A 25,378-nucleotide genomic window follows, 5' to 3' on the forward strand; every position below is an offset into this window, starting at 1 on the left:
GGGCCGCCGACATCGACGACCGCGCGCCGACATCGGCAGAGGCCACTCCAAACACCGCGGTGAGGCCCCGATCCCGCCCTCGGCGAACCCCCGGCCAGCACGCGGTGATGAGGTGTGACTGCTGCGAGGTCACCTGTGATGGGTGCTGGGCTGAGGTGTGAGCGCCTTGCGGCCGCCCGCGGCCCCTCGCGGATGCAGTGGGACGAATTCACCGTCGTCCCGTCGGCTCCGTGCTCGCTCCGGCGGATGCCTACCGACTCACCGCTCGTGCTGTCGCTGTTCTCAGCGCTGTCTCTCAGTCGGCCAGGTCGGCCTCCCAGTTCGCCTGCTGGATGATCACGTCGAGCTGCCGCAGACGGCGAGCGACGTCGTCGGCCTGCTGGCGGACGGCCGCGGTCGGAAGAGCCGAGAGCTGGCGGAGTTCGCTCCGCAGCTGGCGATAGCCCGCGAACTCTCCCATACCGGCCGAGGCGTCGGCCGCCTGCACGAGGATCGAATGCCGGCTGCGGAGGGCGTCTCGGTGGGCCAGCGCCTCGGTCATGGTGCGTCCGTCGTCGAGCATCGTCGTCGAGTTGGTCAGGTTCACCGCGACGACCAACTGCTCGAGGGCCTCCTGAAGGGAGATGACCTCGGCGAGAAGCGCCTCGGCGTTCTCCCCCGGCTCTTCGCCCTCCTGGTAGCGGGCATTGGCGATCACGCGGGAGCGCAACTGCTCGATGCGCTTCTGCAGATCACCTCGGTTGATCAGGGCTTCGGCCAGCTTCATGTCTGAATCCTGGCACGCCGCACGCCGGCTGGCCCCTGGTCGTAGCGTGGAGTCATGACTCCGTCCGACCTTCTCATCGAATCGTTCTCCAGGATCCCCGCCCTCGTCGATCGCGCCACCGACGGTCTCGATCCCCAGCAGCTCGCTGCCCGGCCCGCGCCCGGCACGAACACGATCGCGTGGCTCGCGTGGCACACGGCCCGCGGGCAGGATGCCCAGATCGCCGCCCTCGCCGGGTCGAAGGAGGTCTGGACGGCCGACGGCTGGTACGGCCGGTTCGAGCTGCCGTTCGGCCCCGACGAGATGGGCTATGGCATGAGCGCCGGCGATGTGACGCGAGTCGTCGCCACCGCCGATCTCCTGAGCGGATACCTCGAGGCGGTCACGGCAGCGACCGTCGCCTACCTCGGCACCGTCTCGGGCGACGATCTCGACGACGTGGTCGACGAGGCGTGGGATCCGCCGGTCACGCGCGGCGCCCGCCTTGTGAGCATCGTGAACGACTGCCTGCAGCACGCCGGGCAGGCGAACTATGCCCGTGGGATCCTCGACCGTCTCTGACGACCCGCGTGTGGCTGCACCCGCACGAACGGCGTAAACACCTGCCCTAGGGCATGTGTTTACGCCGTCTGTGCGGGTTTACTCCGGGAGGAGTCGACCCAGAGGGTCACGGCCGGCGACGCAGGCGAGGCCGGACGAGCGAGCTTGTCGAGCTCCGGCCCCGCCGGAGGAGCCGACCCAATGGAATCAGACCCCCGCGAGCTGGTCGATCAGGCGATCGCCGGGGCGAGCCTCGACCATTTCGGCCGTGATCTCGGCGCGGTCGAGCAGCTCTTCCATGCGGCGGCGGCGAGCACGCGTGATCAGCGTCACGACGGTGCCCTCCTTGCCCGCGCGGCCGGTGCGTCCGGAGCGGTGCATGTAGGTCTTGTACTCGTCGGGGGCGTCGGCCTGGATGACCAGCTCGATGTCGTCGACGTGGATGCCGCGGGCTGCGACGTCGGTGGCGACGAGCACGTTGACACGGCCCGAGGTGAGCAGCTGCAAGTTGCGGGTACGGCGCGACTGGTTCAGGTCGCCGTGGAGGCTGGTCGACGCGATTCCGGCGTCTTCGAGCTGGTCGGCGAGCTGCTCGGCGAAAGCGCGCGTGCGGGCGAAGACGAGTGTCTTGCCCTTGCCCTGCGCGAGCTGCTCGATGATCGCACCCTTGTCGCGCTGGTCGATCAGCAGTACGCGGTGATCGATGGTGGCGGACGCCTGGTCTTCGCCAGCGACCTCGTGGACGGCCGGATCGGTCAGGAACTCGTCGACCAGCTTGGCGACACCCTTGTCGAGGGTGGCGCTGAAGAGGAGCTTCTGCGCACGGGCACCGTGACGGGTGACCGCCGCGGTCTCGCGAAGGATGCGCTGAACCGGCTCGAGGAACCCGAGGTCGCACATGTGGTCGGCCTCGTCGAGCACCGTGACGGTGACCTCGCTGAGGTCGAGGCGACCCTGCTCGATGAGGTCTTCGATCCGCCCGGGGGTGCCGATGACGATGTCGACGCCGCGCTGCAGGGAGTGCACCTGACGCTGCTGCGGCACGCCGCCGTAGATCTGGGTGGTGAAGAGTCCGACGGAGCGCGCGATGGGCTGCACGGTGTCGTCGATCTGCATGGCGAGCTCGCGGGTCGGTGCGAGGATCAGTGCGCGGGGCTTGCGGCCCATCTTGCGATCCTTGGCTCCGCCGTGCTCGAGCAGCTTCTCGGCGAGAGGTGCCCCGAAGGCGATGGTCTTGCCGGATCCGGTGCGGCCACGCCCGAGGACGTCCTTGCCCGCGATCACGTCGGGGATCGTCGCCGCCTGGATCGGGAACGGCGAGGGAGCACCCATCGCGATCAGCTGACGGGTGAGGTTGTCGCCGAGGCCCAGGTCGCCCCAGGTCTTGCCCGCGACGTCACCGGCGGTGACGACCTCGGCCTGAAGCTTCTCGAGCTTGACGTCGTCTTCGGGAGTGAAGTGCGAGTCGCGCTTCGGGTAGTAGTCGCTCGAGCGGCTCGGGCGGTCGTCGCCGTCGAAGGAGCGAGCGGGACGCTCGGTGCGGTCGAAGGAGCGAGCCGGACGCTCGGTGCGGTCGAAGGAGCGAGCCGGACGCTCGGTGCGGTCGCTGCGGTCGAACGAGCGCGGAGCGCGGTCGTCACGAGCCGGACGGCTGTCGCGATCGAACGAACGAGCGGGACGGTCGTTGCGGTCGTTCCGATCGAACGAACGCGGAGCGCGGTCGTCGCGAGCCGGACGGTCGTCGCGGGCCGGACGGCTGTCCCGATCGAACGAACGAGCAGGACGGCTGTCCCGATCGAACGAACGGGCAGGACGGTCGTTGCGGTCGAACGAACGCGGGGCACGGTCGTCACGAGCGGGGCGGTCGCCACGGTCGTTCGAGCGGGGCGCGCGATCGTCGCGAGCCGGGCGGCCCTGGCCGTAGTCGTCGCGCTTCTTGAAGGGGGCGCGGTCTTCGCGGCCCGGGCGGCCGCCCTCGGGGCGGTCGTAGCTGCGGGCGGGGCGGTCGCCGCGGTCGAACGAACGCGGGGCGCGGTCGTCACGGGCGGGGCGGTCGCTGCGGTCGTACGAGCGACCACCGCGGTCGTCGCGGGGGGCGCGGTCGTCGCGAGCCGGGCGGCCTCCACCGAAGCGGTCGTCACGCGACGGACGGTCGTCACGGGCCGGTCGGTCGTCGCGCGAGGGGCGTCCGCCACCGAAGCGGTCGTTGCGGTCGAAGCGGTCGCCGCCACGGGCACCGTTGCGGGCGTCGCGATCGTCGCGGGCTCCGCCGCCGAAGCGGGGGTTGGAGCCGCCGGTCTTGCGGGGCTCCCAATTGGGGCGTCCCGCCGAAGCGTCGCGACCGGCACCACGGGAATCGCGAGCCGAGCCGCCACGGGCACCGGCGTCACGAGCGGAACCGCCACGAGCACCAGCGTCGCGACCGCCGGAGCGACCCTCGGCGCGAGCAGCGCGCTCGGGGGCATCCCAGCGCTTCTTCGCGGGCCCACCCTCGGCCTCAGCACGGAAGCCGCGGTGCTTGGGGCTCTTCGAGCCGGGACGCTCGCCCTTGGGGCGTGACGATGCAGATTTGTCGTAAGGAGACATGGTTCTTCCTGGGTTCTACGTAATGACGCGAAGAATTCACCCGGGCAGTCATTGGCCAGGGACCGTTCACATACATGTGATTGTTCGCAACGCGATTCGCTGCGATTCCGGCCCCTGAGACATACAAACCCAACCGCCAGTGCTGTTAGAGCAGCACAGTGCGGTGTCTCGAGCCGACCCACACACACTACGCGAGTGGTGACGAAGATGCGAGGGCAGGATCCGCGACTGCCGCCCGTGTCGGATCCTCGTCTGTGTCGCTACGCCGCCGCGCGCTCCCGGCGGTCCGCTCGTCGCTCCAGCCACGAATAGATCAGCGAGTAGAGCACCGGCAGCACGATGAGGGTCAGAACGGTCGACGAGACGAGTCCGCCGATGACGATCAGCGCGAGCGGCTGCGAGATGAACGATCCGTGCCCGGTGAGCCCGATCGCGAGCGGGGTGAGGGCGAAGATCGTGGCGAGGGCGGTCATCAGGATCGGACGGAGGCGCCGCGACGTGCCTTCGACGAGAGCCTCATGCACCCGCAGCCCTCGACGGCGGTACTGGTTGACGAGGTCGATGAGCACGATGGCGTTCGTCACCACGATTCCGACGAGCATCAGGAATCCGATCACCGACGGAACGCCGAGGGGCACCTTCGCGATCAGCTGCAACAGGATCGCCCCGGTGGCGGCAAACGGGATCGACACCAGAAGGAGCACGGGCTGCAGCAGGCTCTTGAACGCGGCCACCATGACGATGTAGACGATCAGAATCGCGATGAGGATCGCGATGCCGAGGTCGGTGAAGGCGGTGCCCTGTTGAGCGGTCACGCCGCCGATCGCGGCCGTGGCCCCCTTCGGCAGGTCGACTCCGGCGAGCGCATCGGTCACCTGCGAGTTGGCGGCCGACAGGTTGTCGGACGACGGCGTGATCGTGATCGTCGCGCTGCGAACGGCGTTCTCGGTCGTGATCGACGTCGGCCCCTCGGTCTGTGAGACCGTGGCGATCGTAGATAGAGGAACGGTGCCGGTCGACGTCGGGATCTCGACGTCTTTCAGCGAGGCGAGCGTCTTCGGCGGGTCGGTCGGAATCGTGTAGATGTCGACCGTGGAGGCGTTGATCTCGAGAGAGCCGACCTGGAAGGGCTGGACAGCCTGCGAGACGATGCCTCCGACATCGAGCTCGGAAAGCCCGTACGAGGCTGCCTTGGCGCGGTTAACCTCGACGCCGATGAGTGGCTGGGCGGCCGAGAGGTTAGTCGACGCTCCCGCGGTGGCGGGCAGTCCCTTCATCGCCTTCAGCACGCGGTCGGACGCCGTCGCGAGCGTCGAAGCGTCGTTCGAGGTGACGTTCACCTCGATGTCGCTCGAGGAGCCGAGTCCGCTCGAGGCCTCCACCGAGATGTCTCCGGCATCGCTGAGCGCGTCGAGCCGGTCGCGGACGGTCGCCGTCAGGGCATCCTGGTCGGCGTTCTCGTCGGTGGTGATCTGGTACGTGACCGTGCTGCCGCCGGTTCCGCCGAAGAAGGCGGCGAGCGAGTTTCCGCTGGAGCCGATCGTGAGCTGCACCGTCTCGACCCCGTCGGTCGAGTCGAGGGCCTTCTCGACCTTCTCCGCCTGGTCGGACTGCACGGCGAGGCTCGACGCGGCCGGAAGCACCTGCGTGACCGTGAGGGTGTTCTGACCCGAGGATCCGAGGAAGTTCGTGGTCAGGAGAGTCGCGGCCCCACCCGACCCGGCCAAGATGACGAGGGCGGCCACGACGGTGATCCACGGGTGACGGAGGGTCGCCAGCAGGATCGGCCGATACACGCGGTGAAGGCGGTCGGCCGGCTCCGGGTCGATGCGGGTCGCGCCGGGCGCTCTGGGCGCGGTCGACGGAGTCGTTGCAGGCACCGTGGCGGCCTGGGCTTCGGCCCCGACCTCGTGCTTGTGCATCTTCGGCGCGCGCATGAACCAGTAGCCGAGCACGGGCACGATCGTCAGCGACACGAAGAGCGAGGCGGCGAGCGCAATCACGACGGTCAGCGCGAAGGGCCGGAAGAGCTCGCCCGTGACGTCTTGGACGAAGGCGAGCGGAAGGAACACGACGACGGTCGTGATCGTCGAGGCTGTGACGGCACCGGCGACCTCGCGAACAGCCTCGGTGATGGCCGTGATCCGGTCGACTCCTGGCACCAGGTGCCGCTTGATGTTCTCGGTGACGACGATGGAGTCGTCCACCACGCGCCCGATGGCGATCGTCAGGGCACCGAGCGTGAGGATGTTGAGCGTGTAGTTCGACGCGAGCAGCCCGATGAACGTGATCAAGACGCTGGTGGGGATGCTGATGGCGGTGACGAGCGTCGACCGGAGGGACAGCAGGAAGACGAGGATCACGACGACCGCGAAAAGGAGGCCGAGAAGCCCCTCGGTCGAGAGGCTTTCGATCGACTGCGTGATGAACGGGGCCTGGTCGAAGACCACCTCGATCTTGACGCCGTCCGACAGGTTCGACTCGAGCGACGAGATCTGATCGCGGATCGTGCTCGAGACGCTGACCGTGTTCGCCTCAAGGGTCTTCGTCACCGCGATCGTCAGGGCGTCCTTGCCGTTGACGCGAGAGATCGACGTCACCGGGGCGCTGGTCAGCTTCACGGTGGCCACGTCGGCGATGTCGGTCGCTTCGACCTGACCGGTGAGAGCGTTCTTCGCCCCGACCAGCGGCAGCTTCTTCACCTGAGTGACCGAGGTGAGGCGCGCGCCCGACTGGATCGAGAGGGTCTTGCCGTTCTGGGTGATCTGGCCACCGGGCAGGAGAGTGCCGTTGTCGTCCAGTGCGTCCTTGATGGCCGCCGTCGAGAGCCCGACCGCCTGGAGCTTCTCCTGATCCGGCTCGATGGTGACGCGCTGCCCGGCATCGCCGTAGACCGAGGCCTGTCGCACACCGTCGAGCTTCTGCAGGGCCGGGACGGTGATGTTGGTCAGGTCGTCGACGAGCTTCTGCTTGTCGGCGGGCCCGCCTGTGACGGCGAGCTGCACGACCGGGAGGTCGTCGAGGCTGCCCGAGACCACCTGCGTGTCGACGCTGTCGGGAAGCGAGACGGTGTCGATCGCCTGCTGGATCTTCTCCTCGGTGGCGGGCAGGTCGGTGCCGTAGTCGAACTCGGCCGAGATGTTGCTCTCGGAGGTCTGCGACGTCGCAGTGGTCGACTTCAGGCCGGGGATCACCTGGATCGCCTTCTCGATCGGAGCCGAGACGCTGTCGTTCACGACCTGCGGAGAGGCTCCAGGGTACGAGGAGACGATCGCGACCTGGGGGAACTGGATGTCGGGAATCAGCTCCTGCTTGAGCGAAGTCAGCGCGTAGCCGCCGAAGATCGCCACCACGATGGTGATGAGAGCGATCAGCGCGCGGTTGCGCAGGCTGAAGACAGAAAGAAGATGCACGAAGGCTCCACCCGATGACCCGAAAAAACAGACAGTTTTCTTATGCAACACCAGCCGCACTGGGGGGCGGCTGTGCCTCGCTCGGACTCAAGACAGTGAGCCGACTGGGAGGGACCCGAGAACTGGGGGAATAGAGCGTGTCGCGCTGGTGTTGACAGCCGATTGCACGCGATTAGGCTTGCGGCTCGTGAGTAACGACGTTCGGTCTCCCAAGCGCTGGCTGATCGGCGAGCCCCTCTCCTCCGAGAAGCTCGAGGGGCAGCTCCTTCCCAAGCACCTCGCGCTCCCCATCTTCGCGAGCGACCCCCTGAGCTCCGTGGCCTACGCGCCGCAGGAGCTCCTGATGATCCTGCTGATCGGCGGGCTGGGGTTCCTCACTCTCGCGCCGGGCGTCGCGGCGGCGGTCGTGATCCTTCTGATCGTCGTCGTCCTCTCGTACCGGCAGCTCATCAAGGCGTATCCGTCGGGCGGCGGCGACTACGAGGTCGCCCGCAAGAACCTGGGCGAGAAGCCCGGCCTCATCGTCGCGTCGGCCCTGCTCGTCGACTACGTCATGACCGTGGCCGTCTCGGTCGCGTCGGGCGTCGACAACATCATCTCGGCGCTGCCCGAGCTGAACGGCATCCGCGTCGAGATGGCGATCTTCTTCGTGATCCTGCTCGCCGCCGTGAACCTTCGCGGTGTCCGCGAATCCGGCAAAGCCTTCGCGGTGCCGACCTACCTCTTCATCACCAGCGTGTTCGTGATGATCATCGTGGCCCTCGTGCGCACCGCGATGGGCGACGCACCGGTCGCCGAGAGCGCCGGCTACACCGTGCAGGGCGACAACGTGGCCCACGCGGCGTTCGTCCTTCTCCTCCTCCGCGCTTTCGCCTCCGGCTGCTCGGCTCTCACCGGCGTCGAGGCGATCGCCAACGGCGTGCCCGCCTTCCGGCTCCCCAAGGTCAAGAACGCGCAGAAGACCCTCGTGCTCATGGGTGGCATCGCGATCGTGCTGTTCGCCGGTCTCGTCTCGGTGGCACTCATCTCGAAGGTGCACTACGCCGAGCGCGCCTGCGACCTGATCGGCATGGCGAACTGCGCGACGACTCCGCAGCCGAGCCTGATCTCGCAGGTGGCGAGCGCGGTCTTCGGCCCGGGCAGCATCGCCTTCTACGTGATCCAGGCCGTCACGGCGGCCGTGCTGCTTCTCGCCGCGAACACGGCCTTCAACGGCTTCCCGCTCCTCGGCTCCATCCTCGCGCGCGACACCTACGCCCCCAAGGCGCTCAACAGCCGCGGCGACCGACTCATCTACTCGAACGGCGTCATCGTGCTCGCGGTCATCGCGAGCGTGATCCTGCTCATCTTCCGGGCGAACGTCACCCAGCTGATCCAGCTGTACATCATCGGCGTCTTCGTGTCGTTCACACTCGGCCAGACCGGCATGGTGCGCCACTGGCTGCGGCTCCTGCGCGATCCCGCGACCGTCGACCGGGGTCAGATCAAGCGCTCGCTGACGATCAACCTGATCGGCGCGATCATGACGTTCACGGTGCTCGTGGTCGTCACCATCACGAAGTTCACACACGGCGCCTGGATCGTCTTCGTCGTGATGCCAATCCTGTTCACCCTCATGCTCGGCGTCAACCGCTACTACCGCGACGTCGATGTCGAGGTGGAGGTCGACGAGACCACTACCTTCGGCGCATCGGGCGACCACGCGATCGTGCTGGTCGGCAAGATGCAGAAGCCCGTGCTCAAGGCGATCGACTACGCCATTGCGGCTCGGCACGACACTCTGGAGGCCATCCACGTCGCCGTCGACCATGAGTCGACCGACCGCCTGCAAAAGCAGTGGGACGACATGAACATCGACGTCCCGCTCATCATCATCCCGTCGCCCTACCGCGACGTAGCCGTGCCCGTGATCAAGTACATCAAGGCGCACCGCGAAGAATTCGGCGCCGAGGTCGTCACCGTCTACACCCCGATCTACATCGTCGGGCACTGGTGGGAGTCACTGCTCCACAACCACAGAAGCCGAAGGATCCGCCAGAAGCTCATGCTCGCCCACGGCGTCACGGTGGCGCTCGTGCCGTGGCTCCTCGACTCGTCCGAGTTGCTCTACGGCCGTCGCTCGCGGGTCTTCCCGGGCCAGGACCGCTCCGGAGAACCGCGCCGCCCGGTGAAACCCGTGCCGCGGAGCATGCACGCCGATGCGGCCTCGGCGAGAATCGCCCAGGCGGAGGCCGACAAGGCCATGGCCGCCGCGAACGCCGCTGCGCCGAAGCACGACCAGCACGGCGGTACCACCACGAAGTCGCGCCGCAAGGCCGCTGCCGCCCGGTCGACGGCCCGCAACAGCGCGTCGGCGCCCTCGAAGAAGTCGCAGGACGACCCGCCGCGTCGCTAGCCCCCGCCTCCCCTCCCGAATTTGAAGGAGAAAAGCGCCGATCCGCGAAAGTGAGGCGGATCGGCGCGGCGTGTCGGCCGGGATCTCCTTCAAATTCGGAAGCGACCGGGCTAGCGCGAGCGAGACAGAGCCAGCAGCACCTGTCGCGCGACGACCCGCCCGGCCCGGTTGGCCCCGATCGTCGACGCCTGCGGCCCGTAGCCCGCGAAGAACACCCGCCGATCCACCGTCGAGACACCCCGCTCGACGGCCACGCCGCCCTGGGCGCTCCGCAGGCCGAGGGGTGCGAGATGCCGCAGCTCGGGCCGGAACCCGGTCGCCCAGATGATCGCGTCGGCCGGGGCGAAGGATCCGTCGCCCCACCGCACCCCGTCTTTCTCGATCGAGGCGAACATCGGCCGATCGACCAGCACCCCACGGTCGATGCCGGCGCGATTGCGACGCGTCATGGGCACCCCCGTGCCGCTCACGATGCTCGGGAGTGCGAGCCCCAGCTTCGCCGCCTCGTCTTGCTCGCCGACCGCCGCGAGCCCCATCTCGACGCCGAGCTCCTGCTGGTCGAACCACTCGACCGGTCGCCTCGTCGCCCAGGTCGTCGTCGCGCCCACCCTCTCGAGCTCCAGGAGGAATCCGATGGCGCTCGTTCCCCCGCCCACGACCACGACGTCTTGCCCGGCGAACTCATCGGCGGAGACGTACTCGGCTGTGGTCAGCTGCCGACCGGCGAAGTCGTCGCGACCGGGGTAGTACGGGCGGAAGGGCGAGCCCCACGTCCCCGTGGCGTTGACCACGATCTCGGTGGTGAGGGTCTCGGTCTCGGCGGGAGAGCTGGATCCTGATGCGTGAGCGAACTCGACGACGAGGTCGCCGTCGCCCGACTCGTCGACCCGGCGGACTTCGACCGGGCGGCGCACCCGGAGGTCGTAGTACCGCTCGTAGCGGTCGTAGTAGTCGGAGACGATGTCGCGCGCCGGCACGCTCCGGTCGGCGGTGTCGAAACTGAGGCCGAGGTCGGCGAGGCCGGGGAGGTCGTTGACCTTGTGGGCGGTGCCGAGACGGAGCGCTCTCCAGCGGAACTGCCAGGCTCCCCCAGTGCTGGGGCCGCGGTCGACGACGACGAAGTCGGAGCCCGGTACGAGACCGAACCGGCGGAGGTAGTAGGCGACCGAAAGTCCGGCCTGACCGGCACCGATGATGACGACCCTGGTTCGCGGAGCGGCAGAGGGGGCTCCTGATGCGACAACCATGCATCCATTCTGGCCGTAGCTCGACTCGGGGTCGTGCCGTGCGGGCACATGCTAAGGTTGCGGTTAGTTTTGCACCATTTACCTGTCGGTAGTTCCCGGGCTCGGTGGTGATTCCAGTCGAAGCGCGCTTCGATTCGAGTCGCATCTGCAGTCAACCGGAACCAGAATCACGAGGGGGTCTCGCATGGGGCGTGGCCGTCAAAAAGCCAAGCACACCAAGGTTGCCCGCGAGCTGAAGTACTTCAGCCCGGACACCAACTACGGTGCGCTCGAAAAAGAGCTCTCCAGCCCGCACGGCGACGACAATTACGTCGACAAGTGGGCCGACGAGGTAGAAGAAGACGACACCGATGACCAGTACGTCGACAAGTACGCCGACGACTTCGTCGAGCACGACGAGCCGCAGCACAAGTCGGCCTGAGCGCTCGCTGGGCGAACATCGCAGCGAAATGCCGCTTCCTTCGGGAGGCGGCATTCGTCATTCGAGATGCGGGCGACGGCTCAGTGGAATGCGGCCGTCACCGCGGGCATGAGGGCTAGGGCGATGACGAAGAGTCCGCCAGCCGCCGTGAATGCAGCGGTGCGACGCCCGCCGGTGATCGCGGTGAATGTCTGCGCCGGAGCCTCGTCGGGCACCTCGACGGTGCGGACGACGACCTCGTGATCGATGACGGTGACTGTGCGGGTGAAAGACATCGGGTGGTCCTCTGGGGTGATGTGGCGTCATTGCCGTGCCGCTCATCGTTGAGCAACCATCACAGAGTACGTCGAAATCGCCCGTTTGTCCCGCGAAATGCGGACTCCGCTGTTCCCGACCTGTGCCCCGCCGGTCCCCCGTTTAGGCGGCTGCGCTCGTCGGGCCAGCGAGATGGCCTGAACTTCAGGATCCGGCGGAGCCGCCCGACGATTCGGCCATTTGGCGCGCCCCGACCCGCGAGGCTCGGCAACCGCCGCTCGGCTCAGCCCGCGTAGGCCCCGACGAGCCGCACGGCCCCGCCGTCGACGCCCTTGGCGCCCTGCTCGAAGCCGCTGAGGTCGCGGATGCCGACCGACACGGCACCGACCTGCCAGGTGTGAATTCCACTTGCTTCGAGGTGGGCAGTCACCGCGACCGCGGAGTCGCGCGCGACGACGGCGATCATGCCGATGCCGAGGTTCCAGGTGCCCTCGCTCGACTCGAGGGTCGACCCGGCGATGTCGCTCAGCACACGGAAGACCGGGGCCGGCGACCAGGAGCCGCGGTCGACCTCGGTCCAGGATCCGACCGGCAGCACTCGAGCGAGGTTGGCGGCGATCCCGCCTCCGGTCACGTGGCTCAGCGCATGAACGCTCCCTCGGAGCGACGGCTCGTCGAGCACGGCCAGCAGGGGCGACGTGTAGAGGCGTGTGGGCTCGAGGAGCACCTCGCCGATGACGCCGCCGAGGTCGGCGTTCGAGTCGCTGTAGCCGAGGTCGGCCGAGCGCAGGATGTGGCGCACGAGCGAGAAGCCGTTGGAGTGGAGGCCGGACGACTCCAGCGCGAGCACCACGTCGCCCTCCTCGACGAGGTGCGGCCCGAGCTGAGAGCCCGACTCGACCGCGCCCACCGCAGCCCCCGCGACGTCGTAGTCGTCGGGTCCGAGCAGGCCGGGGTGCTCAGCGGTCTCGCCGCCGACGAGGGCCGTGCCGGTCGCCGAGCAGCCGCGGGCGATACCGGCGACGATGTCGGCGATGCGTGAGGGGACAACCTTGCCGCAGGCGATGTAGTCGGTCATGAAAAGGGGCTTGGCGCCGACCACCACGATGTCGTCGACGACCATGCCGACGAGGTCTTGGCCGATGGTGTCGTGCTTGTCGAGCGCCTGCGCGATGGCGACCTTCGTGCCGACCCCGTCGGTGCTCGTGGCGAGCAGCGGGCGGTCGAAGCTCTTGAGGAACGAGACGTCGAAGAGGCCCGCGAAACCGCCGACCCCACCCATCACGTTGGTGGTGTGCGTGGCCGAGACGGCCGACTTCATCAACTCGACGGCGAGGTCACCGGCGGCGGTGTCGACTCCGGCCGCCGCATACGAACTCGAGGCGGACGCAACGGAGCTCGAGACGTTCGAGGCGGCGGAGTTGGTCAATTCTCGTTCCAATCGCAGGCATGACAGACTGTCTGGGTAAGCCCAACTCTACGGTCTGGAGCCAGCTGCGCATGTGCGGCATCGTCGGTCTCGTCGCGCACGAGCCAGCAAACCAACTCGTCTACGACGCCCTCCTCCTGCTTCAGCACCGGGGGCAAGACTCGACCGGAATCGCTACCGCAGAAGGCAGCATCTTCCACGTCTCGAAAACCCGCGGCCAGGTTCGCGAGGGCTTCCGCACCCGCGACATGCGGGGTCTCCTCGGCAACATGGGCATCGGCCACGTGCGCTACGCGACCAAGGGCGCCGCCTCGAACGAGCAGGAGGCGCAGCCGTTCTACGTGAATGCGCCCTACGGCATCACGCTCATTCACAACGGCAACCTCACCAACACGCGTGAGCTGACGAGCGAGCTGTTCCACATCGACCGTCGGCACCTCAACACGAACAGCGACACCGAGCTCCTGGTGAACGTGCTCGCGCACGAGCTGCAAGAGCAGGTCAACGGCCACGAGCTCGACCCCGAGCAGGTCTTCGCCGCCGTGACGCGCGTGCACGATCGCGTCGAGGGCTCGTACGCCGCCATCGCGATGATCGCCGGCCACGGCCTCCTCGCCTTCCGCGACCCGTTCGGCATCCGCCCGCTGATCCTCGGCAAGCGCCAGGCTCTGAACGGCAGCGGCCGCATGGAGTGGATCGTCGCCTCCGAGAGTCTCGTGCTCGAGTCGGCCGGCTACGAGATCGTCCGCGACGTCGCTCCCGGCGAAGCCGTATTCGTCACGCTCGACGGCGAGATGGTCTCGAAGCAGTGCCACTCGCGCCCCCGCCTCGTGCCCTGCTCGTTCGAGTACGTCTACCTGGCCCGCCCCGACTCGGTGATGAACGGCATCTCGGTCTACGACGCCCGCCTCCGTCTCGGCGACAAGCTCGCCGACACCGTCGCGAAATACGCCCCGACGGGCAACATCGACGTAGTTATGCCGATCCCCGACTCGTCGCGCCCCGCGGCCTCACAGGTCGCGCAGAAGCTCGGCATCGAATACCGCGAGGGCTTCTACAAGAACCGCTACATCGGCCGCACCTTCATCATGCCGGGGCAGGCGGAGCGCAAGCGCTCGGTCCGTCAGAAGCTCAATGCGATGGGCTCCGAGTTCAAGGGCAAGAACATCCTGATCGTCGACGACTCGATCGTGCGCGGCACCACCTCGCGCGAGATCGTCGAGATGGCCCGCGCCGCTGGCGCCAACGAGGTCACGTTCACCTCGGCCGCGCCTCCCGTGCGATTCCCGCACGTCTACGGCATCAACATGCCGACCCGGCAGGAGCTGATCGCGCACGATCGCAAGATCCCCGAGATCGCCAAGGTGCTCGGCGCCGACCATCTCATCTACCAGGAGGTCGAAGACATGCGCGCCGCGATCACCGAGGGGTCGAACGTCACCGACCTTGAGATGAGCTGCTTCACGGGCGACTACGTCACCGGCTCGGTCACCCCCGAATACCTGGCGTGGGTCGAGGCGAACCAGCTCAGCTGAGCCCGGCGCACCCAGCCCCCGCTCGGGCGGCACCCCCTGTTTCACCCCGTGGTGAGACCGGGCGGGTGCGTAGGCTGATCGGCACCATGTCTGATGCTCCTCCACCCGACCCTGCGATGCGTTTGCTCGACTCGGTCGCGCCGAGTCGGCCGAGCGGCGACACGGGCACCCCGGCGCTCGGCATTCGCGGCCTGGCCAAGCGGTTCGGCGAGAAGGTCGCGGTGCAGGGTCTCGATCTCGAGGTTCCCGCCGGATCCTTCTTCGGCCTCGTCGGCCCGAACGGCGCCGGAAAGACCACGACGCTCTCGATGGCGACGGGCCTGCTCCGCCCCGATGCGGGAGAGATCAGGATCCTGGGCACCGATGTGTGGGCTGATCCCACTGCAGCCAAGCGACTCGTCGGGGTGCTCAGCGACGGGATCGCCCTCTTCGACCGTCTCAGCGGCGAGCAGCTCATCACCTACCACGGCCTGCTCAACGGCATGGACCGCGAGACCGTGAAGACGCGCACCCGCGACCTGCTCGACCTGCTCGACATGAACGAGGCGGCCGGCAAGCTCGTCGTCGACTACTCGGCCGGCATGACGAAGAAGATCGCGCTCGCGACAGCTCTGGTGCACGCACCACGACTGCTGGTGCTCGACGAGCCGTTCGAGTCGGTCGATCCGGTCTCGGCGGCCAACATCCGCGACATCCTGCACGGCTACGTCGAGTCGGGCGGCACGGTGATCGTGTCGAGCCACGCGATGGACATGGTGCAGCGCATGTGCGACCACGTGGCCATCATCGCCTCCGGGCGAGTGCTGACCTCGGGCACCGTCGACGAAGTCCGCGGCGGGCGAGACCTCGAAGACGTCTTCGTCGATCTCGTCGGCGGTCGCCACCACACGAGGGGGCCGGAGTGGTTGCGCACCTCCTGAGCCTTCGGCTGCTGGTGCTGCGCAACACCCTGGCGCGGAGCCCCTGGCAGCTCGTCGCCGTCATCGCCGGAGGCATCTACGGCGTCGGAATTCTGGCCGTGGTGTTCGTCGGCCTCGCCTTTCTCGGATCGGCCCCGGTCGGCCTGATCAAGACGATCGTCGTGCTCGCCGGGTCGGCGACCCTTCTCGGCTGGGCGATCGTGCCGTTGCTCGCGTCGGGGATCGACCAGACGCTGAGCGTCGCGCGCCTCAAGATCTTCCCGCTCGCTCCCACCCGCCTGGTCGCCGCCCTGGCCGTCTGCGGTCTGCTCGGCATCCCCGGCGCGGTGACGCTCCTGGCGGGCCTCTTCACGGCCGCCACCTGGTGGCGCCAGCCGGGGATCGCCCTCGTCGCCCTCCTGGTGGCCACCCTCGCCGTACTGACCTGCGTCTGCGCGTCACGGATGATCGAGTCGCTCAACGCGGGCCTCTCCGCCCACCGGCGGTACCGCGAGATCTCGGGGATCCTGCTGCTCATTCCACTGCTCCTGCTCGGCCCGGCCATCACCGTGCTCGCCCAGGGGCTCCGGGGCGCTGCAGCGACGCTGCCCGTCTTGGCGGAGGGCCTGAGCTGGAGCCCGCTCGGTGCCGCCTGGTCGGTCCCCTCCGACATCGCCCTCGGCCACCCCGGTACCGCCGCGCTGAAGCTGCTCATCGCGCTCGCCACGCTCGCGATCGTCGTCGTCGTCTGGCGCCGCAGCCTCGCGACGGCCCTCGTCTCGACCCAGCAGCCGGCCTCGAAGAGCGCGGCCGCGGGCGACATCGGCCTCTTCGCCCGCCTTCCGGCCACCCCCACCGGCGCCGTCGCGGCCCGAGCCCTGACCTACTGGATCCGCGACCCCCGCTACAGCCGGCAGTTGATCCTGATCCCGATCTTCCCGATTCTGCTCTTCGTCAACAGCCGCACGCTCGATCTGCCGGGCCTCGTGACCGCCTCGGGTCCGGTCGTCGCTGTGCTCGTCTCGCTGTCGATCTTCACTGACCTGTCGTACGACTCCACCGCCTTCGCGGCGCACCTGTCGGCCGGGTTGCCCGGCCGCGCCGATCGCGCCGGGCGCGTGATCGCCGTCGCCTCGTTCGCAGTGCCCATCGTCGTCGCGATCACGGTCGGTTCGGTGGCGGTTGCGGGATCCTGGTCGTCTCTGCCGGCTCTGCTCGGCCTGTCGCTCGGGATGCTCCTCACCGGGCTGGGGCTCTCGAGCGTGTCGTCGGCGCGGATCGTGCTGCCGGTGCCCGCGCCGGGCGACAGCCCCTTCGCCGCGAAGACCGGGGCCGGGTTCACCACCTCGGTGACCACGTTCGCGACCTGGGGCGTTCTGCTGCTGCTCTCGCTGCCCGAGATCGTGCTGGCGGTGGTCGCGGGAGCCACGGGCAGCGCCCTGCTCGGCGCGATCACGCTGATGGTCGGGCTGGGGCTCGGCGCGACGCTGCTGGTCAACGGAGTGCGAATCGGCGGCCGTGAGCTCGATCGGCGCGGGCCCGACCTGCTGGCCCGCCTCCGCGTCCAGCGCTGACGATCAGCCCGCTCGGGGCTGAGGAGGTGCTGCTCGACTGACTATTCGAGTTCGCCGTCGACCGGTTGATCGGCCTCGTCAGACTCGGGCGTCTCGACGACCGTCCGCTCCCCTTCGACCGAACGACCGCGGCGCGACAGGATCGCGTCGAGGATGACAGCGACGATCGCTCCGACCAGAGCGCCGATCGCGATGCCGTAGAGCACGAAGTAGCCGAAGACCTGCGCGAACGGCGTCTGGTCGTCACCGGGTGCAGCCACGACGGCGATCAACGTGACGACGACACCCACGACGATTCCGCCGAAGATGAAGACCGGGTATTTCGGCGCTCGGCGCACTCGCACCTCGTCGCGGGTCGCGCTGACCTGCGGCTCGGGCTGCGGAAGATCGTCGGGTGCCGTACTCACGGCTCCATTCTCTCAGGAACAGCCGCTCTTCCCGACCCGGCGAGCTTCGCTTCGAGAGAGCCGAGGATCCCACGGCTCACCGGGCTGACCCACCCCACGCGATGGGAAGGTATCCGACGAGGTCGGCCCGGCTGCCGGACGCCGACACGAGCGCGCGGTCGACTGCGTCCTCCCATCGGAGTCGCCCGTCGGCGAGCGCCAGAAAGGTCTGCGCGTCGGTCTCGACGACGTTCGGCGGGGTGCCGCGCGTGTGGCTCAGTCCTTCGCGAAACTGCACGGCCCCGAACGGAGGAACCCGCACCTCGACCGTCGCTCCCGGCTCGCGGTCGCCGAGCAGCTGCAGCAGATAGCGGACCGCCGTGGCGGTCGTCGGCCTCGCGGCTTCAGTGCCCTCGTCGAGTGCCGTGCGGACGGCCGCCCGCCCCGTGGAGGGATCGATTCTCGCTTTGGCCATACTCGATAAGGTATCCCCCGTGCGAATCCTCGTCCTCGGCTCCGGTGCTCGTGAGCACGCCATCGTCACCGCTCTTCTCCGTGAGGGGGCGGGTCGAGACGGCAGCGCCGCTTCGGCGACACCACCGCACCACATCGTCTCCGCGCCCGGCAACGCGGGCCTGGCCCACGACGTCGAGACCGTCCAGCTCGACGCGACCAACGGCAAGGTCGTGACCGAGTACGCCCTCGAAAACGACATCGAGCTGGTCGTCATCGGCCCGGAGGCACCCCTAGTCGCCGGTGTCGCCGACGAGTTGCGTGCCCACAGCATTCCCGTGTTCGGCCCCGGCAAGAGGGCTGCCGCGCTCGAGGGCAGCAAGACCTTCGCGAAGCGGATCATGGACGAAGCGCGAGTTCCGACCGGTCGCGCCGTTCGCACCGGCAACCTGGCCGAAGCGACCGCGGCGATCGATGAGTTCGGCGCCCCCTACGTCGTCAAGGCCGACGGCCTCGCCGCCGGCAAGGGAGTGCTGGTCACCACCGAGCGCGACGCGGCCCTCGAGCACGCCACCTACTGGCTGCAGCACGGCTCGGTGCTCGTCGAAGAGTTCCTCGACGGGCACGAGGTCTCGCTCTTCCTAATCTCCGACGGCCACACCGTGCTCCCTCTGAGCCCCGCCCAAGACTTCAAGCGCCTCCTCGACGGCGACGCCGGGCCCAACACCGGCGGCATGGGCGCGTACTCGCCGTTGCCCTGGCTCGCCGACCGCTTCGGCAGCGAGGCTGACTTCGTCGCCGAGGTGATCGAGACGATTGCGCTCCCCACGGTGCGGCAGCTCGCCAAAGAGGGCACGCCGTTCATCGGCCTGCTCTACGCCGGGCTGATCCTCACCGAGCAGGGCATCCGCGTCATTGAGTTCAATGCCCGGTTCGGCGACCCCGAGACGCAGGTCGTCCTCCCCCGGCTCACCTCACCGCTCAGCGACCTGCTCCTCGCCGCGGCAACCGGCTCGCTCTCGCAGCATGCTGCACCGACCTTCTCGACCGACGTCGCCGTCACGGTCGTCCTCGCCAGCGAGGGCTACCCCGAGTCTCCGCAGACCGGTCGCGCCCTCACGGGGCTCGACTCTGCGCTGACGGTGCCGGGCGTCAGCATCGCCCACGCCGCGACGGCCCGCCTCGACGACACCCTCGTCGCGACCGGTGGCCGGGTGCTCAGCGTCGTCGGCGCCGGCGCCGACTTCACCGAGGCCCGCGCCCGCGCCTACGAGGCGCTCGGCCGAATCGGCCTCGAGGGCGGCCAGTACCGCCGCGACATCGCCGCGAAGGTCGCCGAGTGACCACCGCCGCGCCGACCCCCGCCTCGGGCGATCTGCCCGGCTGGCGCCACTTCTACTCAGGCAAGGTGCGCGACCTCTACGTGCCGCTGGGCGCGACCGACCTCAGCGACGCCCCGGCCGTGCTCGTCGTCGCGAGCGATCGCGTGAGCGCCTTCGACCACCTGCTCGAGCCCGGCATTCCCGACAAGGGCGCCCTGCTCACGAGCCTGAGCCGGTGGTGGTTCGAGCGGTTGCCCGTCGCCAACCACCTCCTCTCGAGCGGCAGCGGCGCGGATCCTGCGGTTCCGGCCGTTCCGGCCTCGGTGGCCGACCGGTCGATGCTGGTGAAGTCGCTCGACATGTTCCCGATCGAGTGCGTCGTGCGCGGCTACCTCGTGGGCAGCGGGTGGCTCGAATACCAGGAGTCCGGCACCGTCTGCGGCATCCCATTGCCCGCCGGCCTCGCATCGGGCGACCGCCTGCCCGAGCCGATCTACACGCCGGCGTTCAAAGCCGAGCTGGGCGACCACGACGAGAACATCACGTTCGAGCGCACCGCCGAACTGGTCGGCGAGGCGACCGCGACGGCCCTGCGCGACCTCTCGCTGTCGATCTTCCGGGCGGCGTCCGAGATCGCCGAAGAGCGCGGTGTGATCCTCGCCGACACCAAGTTCGAGTTCGGTGCCGACCGCGTCACCGGCGAGATCACCCTCGCCGACGAGGTGCTCACCAGCGACTCCAGCCGCTACTGGGATCGCCACACCTACGACGACGGCAACCGCACCGACAGCTTCGACAAGCAGATCGTGCGCAACTGGCTGCTCGACAACTGGAACAAAGAGGGCACCCCACCCAGGCTCCCGGCGGAGGTCGTCGAGCAGACCGCCGGACGCTACCGCGAGCTGCTCGAACGCCTCACCTCCTGATCACTGATTCGGCCGTGGCCGAGCGGCAATCCATGAATCTGGATGGACCTGATTAACGATCGGAGCGAAGAAGATGCAGAATGTTCCGGTGACGAACGCAACTGCGACGGAGATCCAGATTCAGGATCGCCCGTGGACCGACCCCGAAGGCGCACATCTCCGCTGCGAGCAGCGGGCTGAGATCGCCATCCGCTACGGCACCGACGATTCCGAGCCGGGCGTCAAACCCACGGCCGACGACATCGCCGAGTTCGTCGTCGCGACGATCGACGGCAAGCCGGTCGCCTGCGGGGGCCTCCGCGAGCTCCACGACGAAGACGGCGTGGCCCCGGCCGGCGATGCCGAGATCAAGCGCATGTTCGTCCGCTCGAACAGTCGCGGCGGCGGGGCAGCCGTCACCGTGCTTCAGGCCCTCGAATCGCGCGCCGTGGCTCGCGGCTGGAGCCGCCTGGTGCTCGAGACGGGCAGCGCGCAGCCCGACGCGATCCGCTTCTACCAGCGCGAGGGCTACACGCGCATCCCCAACTTCGGCCACTACGTCGGCCACCGCGACTCGATCTGCTTCGGCAAGACGCTCTCCTAGCAGCACCAGGATCCGCCGCCCGACGTCTCACGGACACCGGGCCCTGCCGCGGCACGTCGATGAGTCCGCACGGCGTCGGTTAGAGGTCTGTCCTGGCTAGAGGTCTGCACCAGCTCTGGGTCGGGGCCCGCGATCGGTGAGTACGGTGAGCCCATGACCTACCAAGCTGACGCCGACTCCCCCGCCGACGACGGCCCCACCCACCCCGTCTTCACGACCGTGGCCGAGGGAGACCTCACCCTCGACGACCACGAGGCGATCACCGCCACCCTTGCGCGGGCCTTCCCGTCCTACGACCACTGGTACCAGGGCGCTCGCAGCTGGGCCGGAATGCAGCCCGAACTGCGAGTGATCGCCCGTGCTGGCGACGTCGTCGTCGCCCACGCCGGCATCCGACGCCAATTCGTGACCGTCGGCGACGTCGACCAGCTCGTCGGTGCCGTCGGGATGGTGGCCGTCTCGCCGATCCTGCAGGGAACCGGCCTCGGCACCGGCCTGCTCTCGTCCGTCGACGACGCACTCAGCGGGCTCGGCGTTCCCTTCGGCCTGCTCGAGACCGGCGAAGCTGTGCAAGGTTTCTACCGTCGCCACGGATGGGAACCCCTCGACGAAGTGACCGGCCACTACAACGCCCTCACCGCCGACGGAGCATCCACCCTGGTGAGTCAGGACGAGGGCTGGCTGATTCGCCCCCGCGGCGCCGACCGCGAGGCCTGGCCCGACGGCGACATTCGCTGGAACGGCCAGATGGTCTGATCCATTTTGGTGCGACGAGGGTCGCGGTGCCGGACCTCCGACAAGCTCCGGCCCTCCGGCACTGCGCCCCACGCCGCGCCGCGTCGGCCGCGCAAAGCAAAACCCTCGCGGGCGGCGGCCGAGGTGGCCCTAGGACCACCTCGGACGCCGAACACGAGGGTTTTGTGATGCTGAGGCCGAAAGGCCCTACTACTGCGAGATGCCGACGGTAGCCGGATCCTCGTTCGAACCGGGAGCCTCGGGCGAGACACCGGCGCGAACGCGAGCACCGAGGTCGGGGTCGACCGACGTCCAGTAAGCGAACACGCGCTCGAGCAGGTCGGGGCGCGTGACCTTCGACACGTGGCCGACGATGTTGCCGACCATGCGCTCACGGGCGGCGTCGTCGAGAACCTCGCGGTATAGGGTGCCGGCCTGGCCGAAGTCGTCGTCTTCGGGGTGCAGCGTGGCGGCCGTGCGGGTCAGGAGCCCGTCGGACTCCCAGCCCGAGTCGTCATCGTGCGCCTCGGGCGACGCGTGTGCGCCGCCGACCGAGTTGGGTGCGTAGACCGGGGTCGTCGCCGACGAGAAGTGGTAGCGGGCGCCACCGTCTTTCGAGTAGTCGTTGACCTCGGTGTGCGGCATGTTCACCGGCAGCTGCGCGTGGTTGGTGCCCACGCGGTAGCGGTGAGCGTCGGCGTAGCTGAAGATGCGGGCGAGCAGCATCTTGTCGGGGCTGGCGGCGATCCCGGGCACGAAGTTCGAGGGGGCGAAGGTGGCCTGCTCGATCTGCGCGAAGTAGTTCTCGGGGTTGCGGTTGAGCTCCATGGTGCCGACCTCGATCAGCGGGTAGTCGCTGTGCGGCCACACCTTCGTCAGGTCGAACGGGTTGAAGCGGTACGAGGCTGCGTCGTCGTAGGGCATGACCTGCACCGACAGCTTCCAGGTCGGGAAGTCGCCGCGCTCGAGCGCCTCGGAGAGGTCGCGGATGTGGAAGTCGGCGTCTTCACCGGCGATGCGGTCGGCGTCGTCCTGCGTGAGGATCTCGTTGCCCTGGTCGCTCTTGAAGTGGTACTTGACCCAGAACTTCTCGCCCGAGGCGCTGATCCACTGGTAGGTGTGCGACCCGAAGCCGTCCATCATGCGCCACGAGGCCGGGAGGCCGCGGTCGCCCATGAGCCAGGTGACCTGGTGGGCCGACTCGGGCGAGAGAGTCCAGAAGTCCCACTGCATGTTGTGGTCGCGGAGGTGCGAGCCCGGAAGGCGCTTCTGCGAGTGGATGAAGTCGGGGAACTTGATGCCGTCGCGGATGAAGAAGACGGGCGTGTTGTTGCCCACCAGGTCGTAGTTGCCCTCGTCGGTGTAGAACTTCAGCGCGAAGCCGCGGGGGTCGCGCCAGGTGTCGGGCGAACCCTGTTCACCGGCGACGGTCGAGAAGCGAGCGAGCATCTCGGTGGTCGCACCGGGCTGGAACAGCGAGGCGCGCGTGTATTTCGACACGTCGTTCGTGACGGTGAACGTACCGAACGCGCCGCCGCCCTTGGCGTGGACGATGCGCTCGGGCACCTTCTCGCGGTTGAACTGGGCGAGCTTCTCGACGAGGTAGACGTCGTGAAGCGCAATGGGGCCGTCGGCGCCGACGCTCTGCGAGTGCTCGTCGCTGGCGACGGGCGCCCCGGCCTGAGTTGTCGTGTGGTTGTGCAACTGGTCAGTCATGAGACTCCTTGCTGATCGAGATGGACGAAAGAGAAAGTTCAGGATCCGAAGGCTCGGCCGCGCCAGCGGCCCCGTCGAGCTCGGAGGCTCGGCACTCTGGGCACAGCCCCCAGAAGGTCACCTCCGCGGTGGTCACCATGTAGCCCGAGGTCGACGACGGGGCGAGGCACGGCGCCTCGCCGACCACGCAGTCGACGTCGGCAATTGCTCCGCAGATCGAGCAGACGACATGGTGGTGATTGTCTCCGGTGCGGAGCTCGTAGCGAGCGGGCGAGCCCGCCGGCTCGATCCGCCGGAGGATGCCGATGCCGGTGAGGGCGGCGAGCACCCCGTAGGTCGCCTGGAGGCTGGTGCCGGGGAGCCGAGCGGCCACGCGAGTGAAGACCTCGTCGGCCGTCGCGTGCGAGTGGTCGATCAGCGCTTCGATCGCGGCGACACGGGGTGCCGTGACGCGGAGGCCCGCGTCTCGGATCCTGGTGCTCGCCTCGAGTGACGTCATGACACAATTGAACCACTTGTTTTGAATGATTCAAAATAAGCGAGGACTCCTCGCGGTGGGCGCATACTTGTCAGCGCCCGCCTCACCGATTGGAATAGCCACGCCTCCCGTCTCTACCGTGCTGCTCACGTTCCGCCTCGACCCCGTCGCGCTGGCCGTGATCGTCGGTGCAGCCATCCTCTACGGAGCCGGTGTCATTCGGGCCCATCGAGAGGGCACCCGCTGGAGCCCGGGACGCACCGCGGCCTTCTTCGTGCTGGGGCTCGGGTCGTACGCGATCATCTCGTTCGGGTTCCTCGGCGCGTACAGCCACGATCTGCGCTTCGCCTTCACCACCCGGATCGCTCTGCTGCTGTTCGTGGTGCCGGCGCTCATCGCGCTCGGTCGGCCGGTGCACCTGGCCCGAGCGGCACTCGGGGAGGCAGGGCGGGCTCGATTGGAGCGGTTCCTCGGATCCTCGTTTCTGAAAGTTGTCGGCAGCGCGATCTTCTCGCCGCTCTTCGCGCTGGCCGTCTTCGCGGTCTTCCTGACACCGCTCGCCTTCTCGATCCGCGAGAACGCCGTGGGCGAATCGCTCATCACGGTGCTCGTTCCGGTCGCCGGGCTGCTGATGATCCTGCCGGTCTTCGAGGGGTCTCGCGTGCACACGAGCTTCTTCATCACCGTCGAGTTCCTGCTGGCGTTCGTCGAGCTGATCCTCGATGCCATCCCCGCGATCGTGCTGCGCATCACCGGCCACGTGCTCGACCAGGGGCACGCCGTCGCAGCATTGGCGCCCGGGTGGTTCCCGTCACAGCTGCGCGATCAGCAGCTCTCGGGCGATCTGCTCTGGTTCATCGCCGAGGTGGCCGACATTCCCGTGCTGATCTTCCTGTTCGTGCGCTGGAGTCGCACCGACCGCCGCGAGGCCCGCGCCGTGGACGAGCTGAGCGACGACGAGATGGAGGAGCTGACCCGGGCACACCTGCGCGGGGCTCGCGACTGACCTGGCTGCTTGCCCGGCTGGCTCGCCGACCGCCTGCGTGCCCGGGGCTCTTGCAAATTTGAAGGAGAAACCCGCGCCCGGCAACGACTTCATGCCTATCCGGGGGGTTCGCCTCCGCGTTTTTCCTTCGAATTTGCAAAGGCACACAGCGGAGGGGAAATAAGGGAGGCGCCCAGCCATCGGGGGAAATGACTGGGCGCCTTCGGGCCGGGAGTGGATCAGATACTCCACGGCTGAGCCGGAGTGAGTCAGAAGCCCGATCACAAGGCCTCGTCTCTCCGACAAGCTCTACTCTGGGCCCCCCGTATAAGAGCGGGCTGACAGGAATCTTGGCGTCTGCCGCGAATGGCGCGACTTGTAGACTTGGCGAGTCCGCTCGCCTCCCCTCTACGTGATGGAGTTCCTGTGCCCACGATCGTCGTCGAAGTCATGCCCAAGGCTGAACTGCTCGACCCCCAGGGCAAGGCAGTCACCTTCGCTCTCGCCCGTCTCGGCAAAGACTTTGCCACTGAGGTGCGCATCGGCAAGCGCTTCGAGATCGCTGTCGACGAGGTGACCGACGCGATCCTGGCCGACGTGAAGCAGCTCGCCGACGACGTCTTCTCGAACTCGGTCATCGAAGACGTCGTGTCGATCGAGGTGCTCCAGGATTCCGCGGCAACCGTCGCCGCCGAAGCGTCCAGCACCGCCGCCGCCCTCTGATGGCAACCGGC

The 25,378-nt window shown here is 68.2% G+C and carries 22 protein-coding genes; 12 read left to right on the plus strand and 10 right to left on the minus strand.

Annotated features, from left to right (window positions below):
• Nucleotides 1-295: 295 nt before the first annotated feature.
• Complete coding sequence (locus tag ASF54_RS08840; protein ID WP_055961000.1) at nucleotides 296-766, minus strand: DIP1984 family protein; 471 nt, start codon at nucleotides 764-766, stop codon at nucleotides 296-298.
• A gap of 54 nt (nucleotides 767-820) precedes the next feature.
• Here ASF54_RS08840 and ASF54_RS08845 point away from each other — a divergent pair, with 54 nt between their 5' ends.
• Nucleotides 821-1,327, plus strand: coding sequence for a mycothiol transferase (locus ASF54_RS08845; RefSeq protein WP_055961003.1), 507 nt, complete (start codon nucleotides 821-823; stop codon nucleotides 1,325-1,327).
• Between the two features lie 186 nt (nucleotides 1,328-1,513).
• On the opposite strand, the gene ASF54_RS08850 is transcribed toward ASF54_RS08845, so the two are convergent.
• Complete coding sequence (locus tag ASF54_RS08850; protein WP_055961005.1) at nucleotides 1,514-3,892, minus strand: DEAD/DEAH box helicase; 2,379 nt, start codon at nucleotides 3,890-3,892, stop codon at nucleotides 1,514-1,516.
• A 260-nt stretch (nucleotides 3,893-4,152) separates the two neighbouring features.
• Nucleotides 4,153-7,305, minus strand: coding sequence for an efflux RND transporter permease subunit (locus ASF54_RS08855; protein WP_084816057.1), 3,153 nt, complete (start codon nucleotides 7,303-7,305; stop codon nucleotides 4,153-4,155).
• A 187-nt stretch (nucleotides 7,306-7,492) separates the two neighbouring features.
• On the opposite strand from ASF54_RS08855, the gene ASF54_RS08860 reads away from it, so the two are divergent.
• A complete protein-coding gene (locus ASF54_RS08860) occupies nucleotides 7,493-9,700 on the plus strand; it encodes an APC family permease (RefSeq protein ID WP_370275155.1) in 2,208 nt (735 codons plus the stop codon).
• 110 nt (nucleotides 9,701-9,810) lie between these two features.
• Here ASF54_RS08860 and ASF54_RS08865 read toward each other — a convergent pair whose 3' ends face one another.
• A complete protein-coding gene (locus ASF54_RS08865) occupies nucleotides 9,811-10,947 on the minus strand; it encodes an NAD(P)-binding domain-containing protein (RefSeq protein WP_055961007.1) in 1,137 nt (378 codons plus the stop codon).
• 184 nt (nucleotides 10,948-11,131) lie between these two features.
• Here ASF54_RS08865 and ASF54_RS08870 point away from each other — a divergent pair, with 184 nt between their 5' ends.
• Entirely contained in the window at nucleotides 11,132-11,368 is a 237-nt protein-coding gene (locus ASF54_RS08870) for a DUF3073 domain-containing protein (protein ID WP_055961010.1), read from the plus strand.
• Nucleotides 11,369-11,448: 80 nt separating this feature from the next.
• Here ASF54_RS08870 and ASF54_RS08875 read toward each other — a convergent pair whose 3' ends face one another.
• Both ASF54_RS08875 and purM read right to left on the minus strand, forming a co-directional pair.
• Entirely contained in the window at nucleotides 11,449-11,643 is a 195-nt protein-coding gene (locus ASF54_RS08875; protein WP_055961013.1) for a hypothetical protein, read from the minus strand.
• Nucleotides 11,644-11,906: 263 nt separating this feature from the next.
• On the minus strand, nucleotides 11,907-13,052 hold the full coding sequence (gene purM, locus ASF54_RS08880; RefSeq protein ID WP_055961016.1) for a phosphoribosylformylglycinamidine cyclo-ligase: 1,146 nt from the start codon (nucleotides 13,050-13,052) through the stop codon (nucleotides 11,907-11,909).
• Between the two features lie 71 nt (nucleotides 13,053-13,123).
• On the opposite strand from purM, the gene purF reads away from it, so the two are divergent.
• From purF to ASF54_RS08895, 3 genes are all read left to right on the plus strand, one after another.
• Complete coding sequence (purF, locus tag ASF54_RS08885; protein ID WP_055961017.1) at nucleotides 13,124-14,587, plus strand: amidophosphoribosyltransferase; 1,464 nt, start codon at nucleotides 13,124-13,126, stop codon at nucleotides 14,585-14,587.
• Between the two features lie 86 nt (nucleotides 14,588-14,673).
• Complete coding sequence (locus ASF54_RS08890) at nucleotides 14,674-15,507, plus strand: ABC transporter ATP-binding protein (protein ID WP_084816058.1); 834 nt, start codon at nucleotides 14,674-14,676, stop codon at nucleotides 15,505-15,507.
• Nucleotides 15,489-17,060 (plus strand): hypothetical protein, encoded by a 1,572-nt coding sequence (locus tag ASF54_RS08895; RefSeq protein WP_055961022.1) that lies wholly within the window; start codon nucleotides 15,489-15,491, stop codon nucleotides 17,058-17,060. The genes ASF54_RS08890 and ASF54_RS08895 overlap by 19 nt, the downstream gene beginning before the upstream one ends.
• Before the next feature lie 41 nt (nucleotides 17,061-17,101).
• Here the strand turns inward: ASF54_RS08895 and ASF54_RS08900 are convergent, their stop codons facing one another.
• A complete protein-coding gene (locus tag ASF54_RS08900; RefSeq protein WP_055961025.1) occupies nucleotides 17,102-17,467 on the minus strand; it encodes a hypothetical protein in 366 nt (121 codons plus the stop codon).
• A 76-nt stretch (nucleotides 17,468-17,543) separates the two neighbouring features.
• On the minus strand, nucleotides 17,544-17,921 hold the full coding sequence (locus ASF54_RS08905; RefSeq protein WP_055961028.1) for a sterol carrier family protein: 378 nt from the start codon (nucleotides 17,919-17,921) through the stop codon (nucleotides 17,544-17,546).
• 19 nt (nucleotides 17,922-17,940) lie between these two features.
• Between ASF54_RS08905 and purD the strand changes: the two genes are divergently transcribed.
• The 4 genes from purD to ASF54_RS08925 all read left to right on the plus strand — a co-directional run bounded on the left by purD (nucleotide 17,941) and on the right by ASF54_RS08925 (nucleotide 21,486).
• Entirely contained in the window at nucleotides 17,941-19,242 is a 1,302-nt protein-coding gene (gene purD, locus ASF54_RS08910; protein WP_055961031.1) for a phosphoribosylamine--glycine ligase, read from the plus strand.
• The gene (locus ASF54_RS08915; RefSeq protein WP_055961034.1) at nucleotides 19,239-20,147 is read left to right on the plus strand and encodes a phosphoribosylaminoimidazolesuccinocarboxamide synthase; all 909 of its coding nucleotides are present in this window, start codon (nucleotides 19,239-19,241) and stop codon (nucleotides 20,145-20,147) included. The genes purD and ASF54_RS08915 overlap by 4 nt, the downstream gene beginning before the upstream one ends.
• A gap of 88 nt (nucleotides 20,148-20,235) precedes the next feature.
• Complete coding sequence (locus ASF54_RS08920) at nucleotides 20,236-20,730, plus strand: GNAT family N-acetyltransferase (RefSeq protein WP_235480982.1); 495 nt, start codon at nucleotides 20,236-20,238, stop codon at nucleotides 20,728-20,730.
• Between the two features lie 153 nt (nucleotides 20,731-20,883).
• A complete protein-coding gene (locus ASF54_RS08925; RefSeq protein WP_055961039.1) occupies nucleotides 20,884-21,486 on the plus strand; it encodes a GNAT family N-acetyltransferase in 603 nt (200 codons plus the stop codon).
• A 189-nt stretch (nucleotides 21,487-21,675) separates the two neighbouring features.
• On the opposite strand, the gene ASF54_RS08930 is transcribed toward ASF54_RS08925, so the two are convergent.
• Both ASF54_RS08930 and ASF54_RS08935 read right to left on the minus strand, forming a co-directional pair.
• On the minus strand, nucleotides 21,676-23,181 hold the full coding sequence (locus tag ASF54_RS08930; RefSeq protein ID WP_055961042.1) for a catalase: 1,506 nt from the start codon (nucleotides 23,179-23,181) through the stop codon (nucleotides 21,676-21,678).
• Complete coding sequence (locus ASF54_RS08935; RefSeq protein ID WP_055961045.1) at nucleotides 23,174-23,680, minus strand: Fur family transcriptional regulator; 507 nt, start codon at nucleotides 23,678-23,680, stop codon at nucleotides 23,174-23,176. Before ASF54_RS08935 ends, ASF54_RS08930 begins: the two co-directional genes overlap by 8 nt.
• A 118-nt stretch (nucleotides 23,681-23,798) precedes the next feature.
• Between ASF54_RS08935 and ASF54_RS08940 the strand changes: the two genes are divergently transcribed.
• Nucleotides 23,799-24,665: a cytochrome c oxidase assembly protein gene (locus tag ASF54_RS08940; RefSeq protein ID WP_235480983.1), complete on the plus strand. Its 867-nt coding sequence runs from the start codon at nucleotides 23,799-23,801 to the stop codon at nucleotides 24,663-24,665.
• A 405-nt stretch (nucleotides 24,666-25,070) separates the two neighbouring features.
• On the plus strand, nucleotides 25,071-25,367 hold the full coding sequence (locus ASF54_RS08945) for a phosphoribosylformylglycinamidine synthase subunit PurS (RefSeq protein ID WP_055961048.1): 297 nt from the start codon (nucleotides 25,071-25,073) through the stop codon (nucleotides 25,365-25,367).
• Nucleotides 25,368-25,378: the final 11 nt, after the last annotated feature.

The sequence above is a fragment of the Frondihabitans sp. Leaf304 genome, assembly GCF_001423105.1.
Lineage (GTDB): Bacteria > Actinomycetota > Actinomycetes > Actinomycetales > Microbacteriaceae > Frondihabitans.

What these genes read in the sequence shown, in the direction of transcription:
- ASF54_RS08840 (WP_055961000.1), bottom strand. Translation starts at nt 766, where the DNA reads ATGAAGCTGGCCGAAGCCCTGATCAACCGAGGTGATCTGCAGAAGCGC.
- ASF54_RS08845 (WP_055961003.1), top strand. Translation starts at nt 821, where the DNA reads ATGACTCCGTCCGACCTTCTCATCGAATCGTTCTCCAGGATCCCCGCC.
- ASF54_RS08850 (WP_055961005.1), bottom strand. Translation starts at nt 3,892, where the DNA reads ATGTCTCCTTACGACAAATCTGCATCGTCACGCCCCAAGGGCGAGCGT.
- ASF54_RS08865 (WP_055961007.1), bottom strand. Translation starts at nt 10,947, where the DNA reads ATGGTTGTCGCATCAGGAGCCCCCTCTGCCGCTCCGCGAACCAGGGTC.
- ASF54_RS08870 (WP_055961010.1), top strand. Translation starts at nt 11,132, where the DNA reads ATGGGGCGTGGCCGTCAAAAAGCCAAGCACACCAAGGTTGCCCGCGAG.
- ASF54_RS08875 (WP_055961013.1), bottom strand. Translation starts at nt 11,643, where the DNA reads ATGTCTTTCACCCGCACAGTCACCGTCATCGATCACGAGGTCGTCGTC.
- purF (WP_055961017.1), top strand. Translation starts at nt 13,124, where the DNA reads ATGTGCGGCATCGTCGGTCTCGTCGCGCACGAGCCAGCAAACCAACTC.
- ASF54_RS08890 (WP_084816058.1), top strand. Translation starts at nt 14,674, where the DNA reads ATGTCTGATGCTCCTCCACCCGACCCTGCGATGCGTTTGCTCGACTCG.
- ASF54_RS08905 (WP_055961028.1), bottom strand. Translation starts at nt 17,921, where the DNA reads ATGGCCAAAGCGAGAATCGATCCCTCCACGGGGCGGGCGGCCGTCCGC.
- ASF54_RS08925 (WP_055961039.1), top strand. Translation starts at nt 20,884, where the DNA reads ATGACCTACCAAGCTGACGCCGACTCCCCCGCCGACGACGGCCCCACC.
- ASF54_RS08930 (WP_055961042.1), bottom strand. Translation starts at nt 23,181, where the DNA reads ATGACTGACCAGTTGCACAACCACACGACAACTCAGGCCGGGGCGCCC.
- ASF54_RS08935 (WP_055961045.1), bottom strand. Translation starts at nt 23,680, where the DNA reads ATGACGTCACTCGAGGCGAGCACCAGGATCCGAGACGCGGGCCTCCGC.